The sequence below is a fragment of the Ruegeria sp. AD9 genome, assembly GCF_056542305.1.
On record NZ_JBQFZP010000008.1, the window covers coordinates 144,286 to 158,186 of the forward strand.

Annotated in this window: 11 protein-coding genes; 2 read left to right on the forward strand and 9 right to left on the reverse strand. The window is 56.1% G+C overall.

The genetic code is table 11. The features are described 5' to 3' along the window. Positions 1-55 precede the first annotated feature (55 nt). Genes ACR0AM_RS13605 through ACR0AM_RS13620 form a run of 4 tightly spaced genes read right to left on the reverse strand, consistent with a single transcriptional unit; the run spans position 56 to position 6,304 of the window. Positions 56-1,330 (reverse strand): bifunctional folylpolyglutamate synthase/dihydrofolate synthase, encoded by a 1,275-nt coding sequence (locus ACR0AM_RS13605; RefSeq protein ID WP_480623180.1) that lies wholly within the window; start codon positions 1,328-1,330, stop codon positions 56-58. Then, a complete protein-coding gene (gene accD, locus ACR0AM_RS13610; protein WP_480477200.1) occupies positions 1,327-2,259 on the reverse strand; it encodes an acetyl-CoA carboxylase, carboxyltransferase subunit beta in 933 nt (310 codons plus the stop codon). Before accD ends, ACR0AM_RS13605 begins: the two co-directional genes overlap by 4 nt. 60 nt (positions 2,260-2,319) lie before the next feature. Continuing rightward, a complete protein-coding gene (locus ACR0AM_RS13615) occupies positions 2,320-3,204 on the reverse strand; it encodes a CPBP family intramembrane glutamic endopeptidase (protein WP_480494170.1) in 885 nt (294 codons plus the stop codon). Next, a complete protein-coding gene (locus ACR0AM_RS13620; RefSeq protein ID WP_480623181.1) occupies positions 3,197-6,304 on the reverse strand; it encodes an ABC transporter transmembrane domain-containing protein in 3,108 nt (1,035 codons plus the stop codon). The genes ACR0AM_RS13615 and ACR0AM_RS13620 overlap by 8 nt, the downstream gene beginning before the upstream one ends. Before the next feature lie 250 nt (positions 6,305-6,554). On the opposite strand from ACR0AM_RS13620, the gene ACR0AM_RS13625 reads away from it, so the two are divergent. Together ACR0AM_RS13625 and ACR0AM_RS13630 are read left to right on the forward strand one after the other, a co-directional pair. Continuing rightward, positions 6,555-7,316 carry a DUF6478 family protein gene (locus ACR0AM_RS13625; protein ID WP_480623182.1) on the forward strand — a complete coding sequence of 254 codons (762 nt, stop codon included), beginning with the start codon at positions 6,555-6,557 and terminating at the stop codon, positions 7,314-7,316. An 11-nt stretch (positions 7,317-7,327) separates the two neighbouring features. After that, complete coding sequence (locus tag ACR0AM_RS13630) at positions 7,328-7,687, forward strand: hypothetical protein (RefSeq protein WP_480623183.1); 360 nt, start codon at positions 7,328-7,330, stop codon at positions 7,685-7,687. Positions 7,688-7,824: 137 nt separating this feature from the next. On the opposite strand, the gene ACR0AM_RS13635 is transcribed toward ACR0AM_RS13630, so the two are convergent. From ACR0AM_RS13635 to nqrM, 5 genes are all read right to left on the reverse strand, one after another. Continuing rightward, the gene (locus tag ACR0AM_RS13635; protein ID WP_480494176.1) at positions 7,825-9,165 is read right to left on the reverse strand and encodes a S41 family peptidase; all 1,341 of its coding nucleotides are present in this window, start codon (positions 9,163-9,165) and stop codon (positions 7,825-7,827) included. A 6-nt stretch (positions 9,166-9,171) separates the two neighbouring features. After that, positions 9,172-10,302, reverse strand: coding sequence for a murein hydrolase activator EnvC family protein (locus tag ACR0AM_RS13640; RefSeq protein ID WP_480623184.1), 1,131 nt, complete (start codon positions 10,300-10,302; stop codon positions 9,172-9,174). Then, positions 10,299-11,816, reverse strand: coding sequence for a 2,3-bisphosphoglycerate-independent phosphoglycerate mutase (gene gpmI, locus ACR0AM_RS13645; protein WP_480623185.1), 1,518 nt, complete (start codon positions 11,814-11,816; stop codon positions 10,299-10,301). The genes ACR0AM_RS13640 and gpmI overlap by 4 nt, the downstream gene beginning before the upstream one ends. A 103-nt stretch (positions 11,817-11,919) precedes the next feature. After that, positions 11,920-13,590: a sulfatase-like hydrolase/transferase gene (locus ACR0AM_RS13650; protein ID WP_480554917.1), complete on the reverse strand. Its 1,671-nt coding sequence runs from the start codon at positions 13,588-13,590 to the stop codon at positions 11,920-11,922. 73 nt (positions 13,591-13,663) lie between these two features. Next, positions 13,664-13,900, reverse strand: a complete 237-nt coding sequence (gene nqrM / locus ACR0AM_RS13655) for a (Na+)-NQR maturation NqrM (RefSeq protein ID WP_480623186.1) — start codon at positions 13,898-13,900, stop codon at positions 13,664-13,666. Position 13,901 lies beyond the last annotated feature (1 nt).

Below are 13,901 nucleotides of genomic sequence, written 5' to 3' on the forward strand. Positions count from 1 at the left end.
CTGCCCCCGTCGCGCTGCGCACGCCTCCCCCGGAGTATTTGCGAAAAGATGAAGCTTAACCGTTTTCTCGCAGGATGTTTCCGGCAAGATAAAGGGAGCCGCAGATCAGGACACGCGCCTGTGGGTCTTGATCCGTGATTGCCTTCAACGCATCCGAAACGCTTGCAGCGACCGAAGAGGGCAAGCCAACTTTGGCGGCGGCGGCGGCGGTTTCATCGGCGCTGAGCGTGGCCGCCTCGCCCGGTATGGAGACGGCAGTCAGACTTGCAACCTGTCTGGACAGTGGCGCGAGATACCCAGTCACGTCTTTCGTGTTGAGCATACCGCAGATTAAATGCGTGGGACGTTGCGGCATTTTCGCCAGCACATCGGCCAGCGCGATACCTGCGGCCGCGTTATGCCCTCCATCCAGCCACAGTTCGACCTGAGGGGCTTGCTCGGTCAGCGGGCCGGTTTTGAGACGTTGCATACGCGCAGGCCAATCGGCATTGGATACGGCAGCCTCGTAGGCCGCGTCACCCATTGAAAGATGACGCAGAACCGCTAAGGCGGCACCGGCATTCTGGAACTGATGTGCACCCAGCAGGTTGGGTAGCGGCAGATCACGCAGCCCGGTTTCGTCCTGATAGATCAAGCGCCCTTTTTCTTCATGAACGTGCCAATGCTGGCCATGTACAAGCAGCGGTGCGCCCAACCGGGCGGCTGTGTACTCGATCACCTCCAGCGCCTCGTCTTCTTGCGGGCCGACGATGCATGGCACACCAGGTTTGATAATGCCCGCCTTTTCGGCGGCAATCTTTCCCAGGGTGTCGCCCAGATACTGTTCATGATCGATTGAAACCGGCGTAATGACTGTCACCGCCGGTTCATCAATCACATTTGTCGCGTCAAGCCGTCCGCCCAGACCGACCTCGAGCAGAGTGTAATCTGCTTTGCAGCGAGAGAAGGCCAGCAAGGCGGCGCAGGTTGTGATCTCGAAATACGTGATGTTCTCGCCGCCATTCGCCGCGTAGCACTCATCCAGAACCGCGGTCAGGCCGGGTTCCGAAATCAGTTCGCCCGCCAACCGGATACGTTCGTGAAATCGCGCTAGATGGGGCGAAGTGTAGGCATGAACGGAACGCCCTGCCCCTTCCAAGCCCGCCCGGATCATGGCCTGGGTCGAGCCTTTACCGTTGGTTCCGGCAATATGGATAACTGGAGGCAGCTTGAGCTGCGGGTTGTCCAAAGCGGCCAGCAATCGCCAGACGCGGTCCAAGGTCAAATCAATGATCTTGGGGTGCAGCGCCATCATCCGGTCGAGTATGGCGTCAGATGTCTTGGTGTTCATTTTTTTCCGGTCTCTTCGGCCTGCGCGACCTTGGCCGTTTCATCCGGGATCGGTGCTGGCAGATCACCTTTGATCGCCGGCGGTTGGTTCATCAGCATCCGGGTGATGGTGATCAGTTCGTCGCGCATCTCGGTACGTTTGGTGACACGGTCCAGCATCCCGTGATCCAGCAGGTACTCGGCCCGCTGGAAGCCGTCGGGCAACTTTTCGCGAATCGTCTGCTCGATAACTCGGGGACCGGCAAAGCAGATCAACGCGTTCGGTTCAGAGATGTGGACATCGCCCAACATCGCATATGACGCCGTCACACCACCGGTGGTGGGATGGGTCAGCACAACGATATAGGGCAAATTCGCTTCTTTCAGCATTTCGACGGCTACGGTTGTGCGCGGCATTTGCATCAGGCTGAGTATGCCTTCCTGCATCCGCGCACCACCAGCTGCCGAGAACAGGATCAGTGGGCGCTTTAGCTTAACCGCTTCTTGAGCGGCCGCGATGATCGCGTTGCCCACATACATGCCCATTGATCCGCCCATGAAGGAAAAATCCTGCGCTGCTGCAACGATAGGCGTGCGCCCGATTTCTCCTTTGACAACCAGCATCGCCTCTTTTTCGCCGGTCTTTTTCTGCGCCGCTCGCATACGCTCGGGATATTTCTTCTGGTCGCGGAAATGCAAGGGATCGTCTTTGGGGGCTGGCACTGCAACCTCAGTGAAAATACCGCCGTCGAACAGGTGATTGAATCGCTCGCGTGGGGTAATCGCCATGTGATGGTCACATTGGGTACAGACGTTCTGATTTTCCGCAAGTTCACGATGAAACAGCATCGTTCCGCACTCGTCACATTTCTGCCAGAGGTTTTCGGGCACTTCGCGGCGAGAGAAGATCGAGTTGATCCGGGGGCGGACGTAGTTTGTGATCCAGTTCATGTCGGAACCTTGGCTTGTGCGGTGTTGACGTCAAATAAGACGCCACGGGAAGAAATGCAATCAACGCCTGAGCGCAAGCCGCGCTGCCAGCCAGCATACGAACATCACAGCCAAATCCACCATCAGCCAGGGACGAAGCCGTTCGGCGTCAGATGCATCGAAGGGAAGCGAGAAAAGCGCCAGCCCACTCAAGTTATCTGGCAAAGAAATGAACAATAATGCGATGATGTTATTGAAGAAATGCAAGGCGATAGCTGGCCCCAATGTGCCTGATCGCGCTGTGAGATCGGATGCAAACAACCCAAATATTAATGCCCAAAGCACAAACAGAATTGCATTTTCTCCTTCCAGTTCCGGTGTGTAGTGGCCGGCGGCAAACAAAACAGACGGAACCCCCATCCAAATGACGGGCGATTGAAACCTGGCTGCAAGAGCTTGCTGAATGTACCCTCGAAACAGAACTTCTTCGGCGCTGGTCTGAATCAGGACAACCAATACCGAGACCGGAAGCAACAAGAGCCAAGTTGAAAATGGCAGATTCTTTGACAGAGATTCCCCCAAGCCGTAGGGCGGCAGCAAGACACCGACGGCGCCCAAGATAAGCAGGGCTTTCAGCACTTTCAGAAATTGGGCCGCAACCAGACCCCGTTGGCCAAAAATTGATCGCAAAGATCGGTGCTGAAGCTGACGCGCGGCCACTGCCACGCCAAGAATGATGAACCCGAAACTGGCCAGCATCAGAAGCAGCGCCAAAGGTGTGTTGCCTTGCAAAAGTTCCTGACCCCACTTCGCTGGGCCCAACCCCGTGATCACGGTAAAAAACACCAGGTTCAAAACGCTGACCAGCGCGGCGATCAATGCCAGCCCCAGCAAAAGACGCCAGAGTTCGGGTCTGGCGCGGGCTGTTTCGACCAAACGCGCATGAGCCGAATACGCTCTAGGCATTCTTACCAATACCTTCCTGCGCCGTTTCATCTGTCACGGGCGGAAACATGTCTTCGGCGTTCTGGGTCACGCTGATCCTGTTCGAGAGCGTCGTCAGATACCCTGCAACCGTCTGCAGCAACTGCATAGCGACCGAAGCATCGCTTTCAACAACGGCACGCAGCTCTTCTGCGCCGATACGCAAGAAGCTGCTATCTTCCGTCGCGACCAGATCCAGCTGCCGTGGTTCCCCTGTAATGATGGACAGGTCGCCGATGAGCCGTCCGGGTTCTATGATCGAGATTGTCCGTTTCGTTCCATCCTCGTTGGACCAATCCAGTTTGGCCTGTCCTGAAATGCACAAATAGGCCGCATCCGGCGCCTGACCGCGGGAAAAGATGACTTGTCCGGCGCTGGCCTCGTACCATTGCGCCGAAAACGCCAGCAGCCGCTGGTTTCGGCCATCCAAGCCAGAAAACAGCTGCGTTGCTGACAGGATCTCGAGTTTCCGGCTCAGATCGTCCGAAGTGCTGTCCTCATGCGCTGGCCTGCTCCGCGAGACGCCGTCGATCCGTCCATCCTTTATTTCTACAAACAAGTCATAGGCTTCGGGGTGCGCAAAATGATCCTCCATGAAAATCATGATGGAATCGGGCAGCAACTCCCGCAGTTTCAGGCGCGTGCGCAACCGGCTTTCCGAGTCGTGGCTGGCCAACGCCTTGTCCAGGATCAGAATGTCGGGGCGTTTGATGCCTGCGCGCGAAAAAGCGGCACGCTCCTGAAACACAGTTGGAAGGTTGTTGCCGCCCAGCCCGGACGGAAGGTCATAAATAATGGCCGCTGCTCGACGGCGCAGACCGGCTTCGTTCATGGCCTCTGCAACGATGTCTTCGATATCTTCGGCATGGGCACCTGCCATCAAAGATATCCGGCCATAGATCGCGTTTTCCATCACGGTCAGGCGCGGCACATAGATGTCAGGCGCCACAGACATGAACAAACCGTCCATTGCACCACGCAACCGTTCAGCCTGGGTCTTGCGGATAGCAAGGATTTTTTCCTTGTATTCCTCTGGGAAATCAGGACCGATCTGTTCTGCGGTCAGAAGGAAAGGCACTGTCAGTAGCAAGGCGCGCTCCTGATCGCTCAGCGCAGCATTCCCTTTGGCTTTGCGCCGGTCCTGGATGTCAAGCAGCCGATGATACATGTCCTTGGACATGCCAAGCCGCAGAAACAGGGGATGGTCAGCCCCATCCCGCCCAAATGTCTTGCCAAGAGTATCCATGACGGCATTCGATATGCTGATCGCGTCATCTGCAAGATCATGGGTGCTGAGCAATCGTACAAACCGCGCGTCGCCAGCCAGAATGTCTGGAGAGATGTCGCGCGACGGTGCCGCGAACAACAGGTTTCCCCCAAGCGGGACAGCCGGGTTGAACTGGTTGGGATCGAACCGATAAACATACCGATCCAGTCCTTTTGCCTTCAACCGTTCAGCGATGGAGTCTCTCAGCCTGACTATTTCCTGTGCCAGTATCGGGTGTATCTCTGGATCAAACTGGGTGCGCAGAGTGCGCCGGAACATGAACTCGTCAATCCCCATGGCTTCCACCAGTTGGAACCACCAATCACGTATTCCATCAATATCGTCCAGACCGGCCAGTCCCGGATCGATCCACTCATCATCCAGCGAGTCCGGTGGGTTACCGGCCCGAACAGACTCGATCTGACGACGGGACGGGGTTCTTATGGCATCTGCCTCGTGCTGCGGATGGGTGCGCAACGACATCATGAGGTTATCGCCCAAAGTCCCGTCAAACAGATACGGGCGTGAATAGGCATAACCGATCCGGGCCGCGATAACTGATTGGTGCAATTCGTCCAGCTTGTGGCCGGCTATGATCACATCGCCCTGAACAGGCAGAACCTCGCGGGTCAGCAACTGGCCCAATGCACTGCGTTCCGACGCATGGGTGGATTGAATCGCCACACGCGCTCCACGTGGGATAGTCAGATCAATGTCCTCCAAAATGGTTTTGCCATCGCCATCGCGTACGGTCACATTGCGCAATTCGATATCACCGGTCAGATGCGGAATGGTTTCCGGCTCGCCGATGAACAGCTCTTCGGGAATCATGTTGTCCGGGGCAAATCTTTCGGTGACCACTTCCCATCGCAGGGACATATCCTGTACCTGGTTGTAGTAGGTCAGAAGGTCTTTCCAGGGCCCGCTAAGGTCTTTGTACGCGCCCAACGCGGCAACCAATGCACCTACTGTCACCTCGCCCGTGATCGCCAAGTATCCGCCCACCGAATAAAACAAAAAAGGCGTCATCTGAGTGATCAGATTGTTCACGAACTTCATAAAGAACTTCTTTTTGTAGATCTTGAACCGGATCTCGAACAAGGTTCCCAGCCTGTGACTGAACTGTGCCAGACGATACCGCCAGCCGCCATTCGTGCGCAGGTCGCTGATGCCCGCCGCGCTTTCCCCGATTTCCGAGCTCAGACGCCGAACCTCCTGAATACGGTCCTTGTTCAGCAAATTGATCTGGCGTTGCAACTTGGGGATCAACCAGGCCTGAAGCGGGATCAGCGCGATGCTTGCCAGACCGAACCAGAGGCTTTGCATGAACAGAAAGGTTACGATTGTCATCATTTGGCCGAACTGAAACACCGGTTGCGCAATCGCATCCCCCATCAAGCCGCCCATCGGCTCGGCCTCGGATGTGATCATCGAGACCAGCTCTCCTTGGCTGGTGGTCGCGAAATAGGACTTTGGGAACCGCATCGAGCGTTGAATCAGGGTATAGCGAAGACGGCGCAGCATACGTTCGGACAAGATGCCTTTCATCGTATTGATGCGCATCTTCATCAAACCACTGGCGATCACAGTGGCCAGAAATAGAAAGCACAGTATCATCAGATACTGAACTTGAGACACTGTGATGCCCCAGACTGTCACCGTGTCGCCCGGCGCACCAATAGCGTCATTGATGATTTGTTTCGGCAGCTCCAGCGACGCATATAGAAAAGGGAAGGACAGGACCGTTAGCAGCAACAGGACAAGTTGCTGTTTTTTCGAATACTTCCAAATAAAAGAAAATAATGTGGGCTCCATAGCCTGGCCTTATCGATAGCTTAACTGATGTTTGGCTGTTCTGGGGTAACCCATTTTTAGGAAACAGACGGTAAGCACTGACCTGACGTATTGCAAGAATTGACGGCATCAGCCCCCCAATCCGGCACCTATCTTTTTTACGCTTACCCACCAACCTGAAAACGTAGCGCTCAAGTAGTGTTTTTGTGATTGCGGGTTTATTCCTACTCATTTCTTTGACTAAAGAAGGACATTATCGGACGAAGAGACCATGCGCAGGATTCTGGATCGCTATATTCATCGCCGGACGCTCGGCCGCTGGAGCCGGGCTGTGCGGCAGGCGCCAGATTCGGCGCAAGCCGAGTTGCGATTGAAACGCGATCAGGCACGCAGTCTGCGTGGGCAACTGGATCGCCTGATCCAACTGGCGGATGCGCGCCTGCTCCGTCCGAAAATAGGATCAACTCAGTTTCACCGGCCTGTCGGCACCGACTGGAGCTGGCGGCCCGGACTTTGGCGCGCGCCGTTGTTGCAATCCGGCATGGCCTCTGTTCCCCGTAAAACGGTTATGGACGATCAGGTCAGCTTGTTTCACGACTGCCCATTGACCGAAATCGTCGTGCGGCAAATCCGCAACCGGGGGGCAAGTGATCTGGCTCCGTTCAGTCTGGAGGTCGAGGTCTTTGGTTTCGAGGGGTCGTTCCTGTCGGTATCGATCGACTTGCCGCGTGAGGCCGCCCGCGACCTGACACGCGAGCATCTGATCCGGTTGGAAACCCTGATTGACTGCGAAAAACCATCGGGTGTGTTCGCACGTCTCAATGTTCAGCACGGACCCAACATGGAGCAGGTTTTGCGGCAACTGAACCCTTCTGACGCCGTGAACGCAGTTGAGTTTGACTTGGCTCACCTGCCCCTGAATGAACGCAGGATCGAAAAGATCTGGCTGGATCTAATTTTTGAAAAACCGGAAATGAACCGTATGAGTGTACGAGACCTTACGTTTTGCCGTTTCCATCGCGCCGACTTGTGAGACGATCAAAGATGACACAAACATCCCTGACCTTCATTCGGTTCGAAAACGGTATTTGGCACGGTCATGTTGAGGCCGAGCGGCAACCGGGATTGGAGGTTCGATATCTGGGGAAAGCACTGGAGGGAGTTGAGCTTTCGCCCGCAGACAACGGATGGGACCTGAATGTTCCGGTACCCGTGACAGCCCTGTCCGAAGGCGTGCACAGCTTCGTCATAGTCGACGCAGACGGCGTTGAGAAACTTGGGAGTTTCTCCATTATTGCAGGTGAACCAGCCGCCGATGATCTCAGGGCTGAAGTGGATCTTTTGCGCGCGGAGCTGGATATGCTGAAACGCGCTTTCCGACGGGTAAGCCGAGGAGACGGCTGAAACGCTTGCGAAGTCCGATGATCCATTCAGTTATGTGCACTAAGCGCGGTGCCTGCGTATTGCGCTGCTGGATGATGAAATAATATCCCGCGAGCCAGAAAGAAAAGGGCCGCGTTGTACGCGGCCCATTGGTTTGGTTATTGGGACGGCCCGTGCGGGGTGAACGCTGACAAGCCTTTAAGGATGTCTATGGCATATGCTAGTTGATAATCCTCTTTCCGCAGCTCGGCCGTGGCTTCGGCCCTAGCGCGATCTTCCTCAATCTGGCGAACTTCATCCTCGCTCAGGCTGTCATTGTTCAGGCTGCCGCGCAGGTCAGCTTCGGACCGGGTCCGCACATTACTCTCATCCTCTTCTTGTGCAGGTGCCGGGCGAGGCTGCTCAACAATGATGTCTGGACTGACGCCAAGGGCCTGGATCGAGCGTCCTGATGGCGTGTAATAGCGCGATGTGGTCAGGCGCATGGCACCGTCACCGCGCAGTGGCATGACCGTCTGCACGGATCCTTTACCAAAGCTCTTGGTGCCAACGACGATAGCGCGGCGATGATCCTGCAACGCACCGGCCACAATCTCGGACGCCGAGGCCGAGCCGCCATTGATCAGCACCACAATCGGCTTGCCTTCGGCCAGATCCCCGGGGGTTGCATTGAACCGCTCACCTTCGTTCGGATCGCGGCCGCGCGTAGAAACGATTTCGCCTTCGTTCAGGAACGCGTCCGACACTTTGATCGCCTGAGTCAACAGGCCGCCTGGGTTGTTGCGCAGGTCCAGAACAAAGCCGTTCACCTTGTCGATGCCACCTGCTTCGGCAATCTGCTCCTGCAAGCCTTCTTTCAGGTTCGGGAAGGTCTGGTCGTTGAACGTGGTTACACGCAGCACGACACTGGTGCCTTCGGTCCGTGCGCGCACAGCGGTCAACTTGATTGTGTCACGGATAATAGTGACGTCGAAGGGATCAGGTTCACCCTCACGTACGACGGTGATGATAATTTCGGACCCGACCGGGCCGCGCATCAGGTCAACCGCTTTGTCCAGCGTCAGGCCCAGAATGCTTTCACCGTCCACATGGGTAATGAAATCCCCGGCTTCGATTCCGGCTGCGTCGGCGGGGGTATCGTCAATGGGTGAGACGACTTTTACAAAGCCTTCTTCCTGCGTGACTTCGATACCCAACCCACCAAACTCGCCCCGGGTCTGCACGCGCATTTGTTCGGCATCGTCAGGAGAAAGATAACTCGAATGCGGATCAAGTGATGTCAACATGCCGTCAATCGCCGCCTCGATCAGTTCTTCGGGCTCAACCTCTTCGACATACTGTGCACGGATACGTTCAAAAATGTCGCCGAACAAATCCAGCTGTTCATAGACGCTTGCCTTGTTCTCGGCCTCCTGCGCCAGCAGGGGTCCTGCGATCTGAGTTGTTGCAAGAATACCTGCCACAGTTCCAGCCAGACCGGCCACCACAAATTTCTTCATACGCGTTTATCCATCCTTGTCGGTCCGAAACCACGATTCCGGGTCCACGGGGCGATTATCTTCTCTTACCTCTATATAGAGCGTTTCTGAGCGGTCAGTTCCAGTGCCATCACTGCTTGTTGACAAAATTGCGCCGATTTCCGGCATTTCACCGGGCATCAGGCCAACCGGTGTGCCCTCCGGGATCACCTGACCTGGCTGGCCATAGACCTCCTGCAAACCGGAAAATACGAACAAAAGACCCGATTGAGGCTCAAGGATGATTAGGTTCCCCAGGTCCAGCAGCGGCCCGCGATAGCGAATTGTCGCCGCGGTGGGCGAGGTGACCAAGGCGCGCGGGCGTGTACCCACAATCAGGCCGGGGCGCGTGACACCGGCGGCGTCCGTTTCACCGGCCTTGTGCAGCAAGATTCCCTGTACCGGCATTGATATCCGGCCTTTCCTGTCCAAGACACTGGCATTGCTGTCGAGGATCTCTCCCTCCGAGATCTCGGACAGACCACTTGCAAAGCCATCCAGTGTTTCGGTCGACGAGATCAAAATGGCCGTACGCACCGGGTCTTCCACGAAACGGCGGGGCAAATCCGTGCGGTCGGCGATTGCCTCGCTCAGACGGGTACGGGCCTCCTGAACGCCCGTCAGACCCTCTGTCAAAGTTTCCGAGGCCTTTTGCTGCAAGACACGCAATGTCTGCACTTCATTCAGGTCCTGCGCCAGTTCCTGCGCGCTGGCGTTCAGGCCAGGGGTGACCTCGGACAGCATAATACCTGCACGGGCCGCCCCCAAAGGGCCGGACGGATGTAACATCAAGACGGGTGGTTCGGTCGTTTCAATGGTTTGCAGAACACCAAGCAATCGCCGGATTTCCTTTTCGCGCGCCCTCAATTCGGCACTCAATTGCGCCTCGCGGGTTGCCGCTTGGCGCAATCCCACCCGCATCGCGCCCAACCCGGCCTCATAGGCATGGATCGTCTCCGTAAGAGCATGGACCCGGTCCCGGGCGCTTTCGGCCTCGGATAACGCGATGGACGCCTGTTCGAGCATCTGCGCTGCGTCCAAAGCGGCCTTGGAGGCGTCTGGCTGGGCCAGTGCCGGCAAGGCTAAAAACAGACACACTGCCAGAGCAGCCATTTTCATGACAGCAGGCTTTCCCCGGTCATTTCCGGCGGTTTCGGCAATCCCATCAGCTCAAGCAGGGTCGGGGCAAGATCGGACAAACGTCCTTGGCGCAATTTCGCACCTTCAGGCCCGCCAAACAGCGCCACGGGAACAGGATTGAGCGTATGGGCCGTGTGCGGGCCGCCGGTCACAGGATCGACCATGACTTCGCAATTACCGTGATCGGCCGTGATAATCATCGCTCCCTTGACCTTTTCAAGAGCCGCAATGACTTGCGCCAACCCCTGATCGACGGCTTCACACGCTTTGATCGCAGCATTCAAATCACCTGTATGACCAACCATATCGGGATTGGCATAATTTGTAACAATCAAGTCATACCCTCCTTCGATGGCTTCGATAAATTTCGCCGTAACCTCTGCGGCCGACATTTCGGGCTGTAGATCGTAGGTCGCCACTTTCGGCGAGCTCGGCATAAAGCGATCCTCGCCTAGTTCGGGCGTCTCCTTACCGCCATTCAGAAAGAACGTAACATGCGGGTACTTCTCGGTTTCAGCTAGTCTAAACTGCCGAAGCCCTTGCTTGGCGACCCATTCGCCCAGCGTATTCACAATCGAGCGCTTTGGAAAAACCGTGGTCATGTAAGCATTATGTCCATCGGAGTACTCGACCATGCCCAGCAGTGCTGAAAGCTTCGGGCGCGGTCCTGTCGCAAACTCGGAAAATCCTGGCTCTCCGATGGCGCGCAGAATTTCACGGGCACGGTCGGCGCGAAAGTTCAGGCAAAAGAAACCATCGCCATCGTTAATACCGTCATACCCCGTCAATACGGTTGGTGTGACGAACTCGTCAGATTCGGACTGGTTATAGGCGTGATCAACCGCGCCATGGGCACTGCTTGCTGTTCGGCCCTGCCCGTTGACCATTGCAGCATACGCTTCACTGACACGCTCCCAGCGATTGTCGCGATCCATGGCAAAGTACCGCCCGCTTACGGTGACGATGCGTGCGTTGTCGGGCAAGCGTTCTTCCAACTCAGCGATGTAAGTCAGAGCTGACCTTGGCGCGACATCACGCCCGTCCGTCACTGCGTGTAGTGCAACCGGGACACCGGCATCCGTTATGGCAGTGGTTGCGGCAACGATATGGTTCAGATGACCATGCACCCCACCATCCGAGATCAACCCCATCAGATGCGCAGTGCCGCCAGCGGATTTGACGCTGGCGATGAAAGCTTGCAGCGCTTCGTTTTCGAAGAAAGTCCGGTCTTCAATGGAAAGATCAATCTGGCCCAGATCCATGGCGACCACACGCCCTGCACCGATATTGGTGTGCCCGACCTCTGAATTTCCCATCTGTCCGCTTGGCAGACCCACATCGGGGCCGTGGGTGATCAGGGTTGAATGCGGACACTCAGACAGGATCGCGTCAAACGTCGGCGTGTTTGCCAGATAGGGTGCGTTGGCTTTTGTGTCCTCGGACAGGCCCCAACCATCAAGAATGCACAGGACAACAGGTTTGGGGGTGGCCATTGATGTACTCCGTTTTCTGCTCTTGGGTCACCTTCTATCCTTTGGACTTCAACGGGTGAACCACCTTTGCAATGATGAACAATTTTAACCGACACAGAGTGTGTTAGTCTTTTAGATAGCACCGGAATGGGCGCGCCTTGCGATTGCGGTATTTGACGGTCAGGTCCAACGGCGCATCGTTTTCATCATAAACGCCCAGAACAACACCCCTGCCCCGACTTTTGGTTCGCATTTCAATCAATTGCTGCTCGGACCGGGTTGTGCGCTGTGACGCCCGCCGCGTCCAGGCGAACAGGTGCTCGTACATTTCAGCGATTACACCGGCATGTTCCGCGCTGTCACCCAGATCGTTCAACTCATCAGGGTCGTTTTCCAGATCGAACAGGATTGGCCGGTACCCACCTTCACAATGGATCAGTTTCCATTTCTTGCTTGCGGCCATGAACATCACCGCATCGCGGACCGACACGTCCAAAACATTTGCGATTGGTGAAGCCGAGTAGTCATATTCGCAGATCACCACATCGCGTGGCAATGCGTCCTTCTCCCCATAGAGAATAGGCAACAGGGAGTGACCTTCCAGAATATGCGTCGCCACTTCCCCACCAGCCGCATCGACAAAGGTCGGTGCAAGGTCGATGGATTCCACAAGCGCATCGCTGACGGTACCGCGTGTCGCGTCCGCCTCGGGCGACGGGTCATAGATGATCAACGGCACCCTGGTGGAGGCGTTGTGGAAGAAGGTCTTTTCCCCCATCCAGTGATCGCCCAGAAAATCACCATGGTCTGATGTCAACACGATCATCGTGTTTTCCATCCGCCCGGTTCTCTCCATCCAGTCCAACAGGCGGCCCATCTGGTCATCTGCTTGCTTGATCAGCCCCATATAGGCTGGGATAACCGCCTCACGCACGTCCTGCCGCGAAAAGGTCTGGCCGATCTTTGTGTCCATGAAGGCTTTAAGCACGGGATGCGCATTCTGACGTTCCGCCTCGGATCGCACCACAGGCAGCACATGTTCCGGTCCATACATCGAGGCGTATGGGTCCGGTACGATGTACGGCCAATGCGGCTTGATAAAACTCAGATGACAGCACCACGGGCCATCATGCGTTTCCATGAACTCTATCCCGCGACCGGTCAGATAGGGCGTTTCGCTGTCTTCCTCGGCAATATTAGCGGCTTCGGGTGAGTTCTTCAGAAACCAGCCTGACAGAACGTTGCCATTCGCATCCAGCCCGGAATTGGCAAAGTCATGCCAGGGATTGTCGCTCTCATACCCTTTGGCCTTTAGGAATTTGTTGTATTCCTTTGCCCCTTCCGGGTCATAATACCCATCCGGACCTTCGGGCAGCATACCGTCATCCCGTTCGTACACGTCGAACCCACATTCGGCGACGCGGGCCCCGATCAGGCTGTCAGGCTCCAAGCCCAACCTCGCCATCCCTTCGGCATCTGCACGCATATGAGTTTTGCCAACCAGCCAGCAATCCATCCCCGCCTTACGCAGGTGATCGCCCATTGTAATCTCACCGACTTTCAACGGAATTCCGTTCCACGACGCCCCGTGAGAATGCACATAGCGCCCGGTATAAGTGGACATGCGGGAGCTGCCGCAGATCGGTGATTGGATATAGGCGCGGTTGAAGCGCACGCCTTTGGCTGCCAGACGATCGATATTTGGGGTATGCAGATGCGGATGGCCGTAACAGCTCAGATAATCCCATCGCAGCTGGTCGAACATGATGAACAGGATGTTTCTTGCCTTGGCCAAGTTGACGCCCTTCCCCACAAGTCACGAGGACCTAGTTAGCCATTTCTATCCGCAGAGCGAAGCAAAACCAGCGTCAGGCCTGGCGGTCCATTTGCTCCAGCATCTTCTTGGCACGTTTGCATTGCAGCTTGTCGCGCAGTGGGCTGTCGGGGTCGATGTCTTTTTGGCAAACAACGCATTTATCCGCGCCCGAGATCGCGTTTAGACCACCGCAGCTGCCTTTGATGGTCTTGCCCATCAGCATGACACCCAATGACATGCCCACCATGATGAGAGCGAGAAGAATGAAGGCCAGAATAAAAGTACTCATC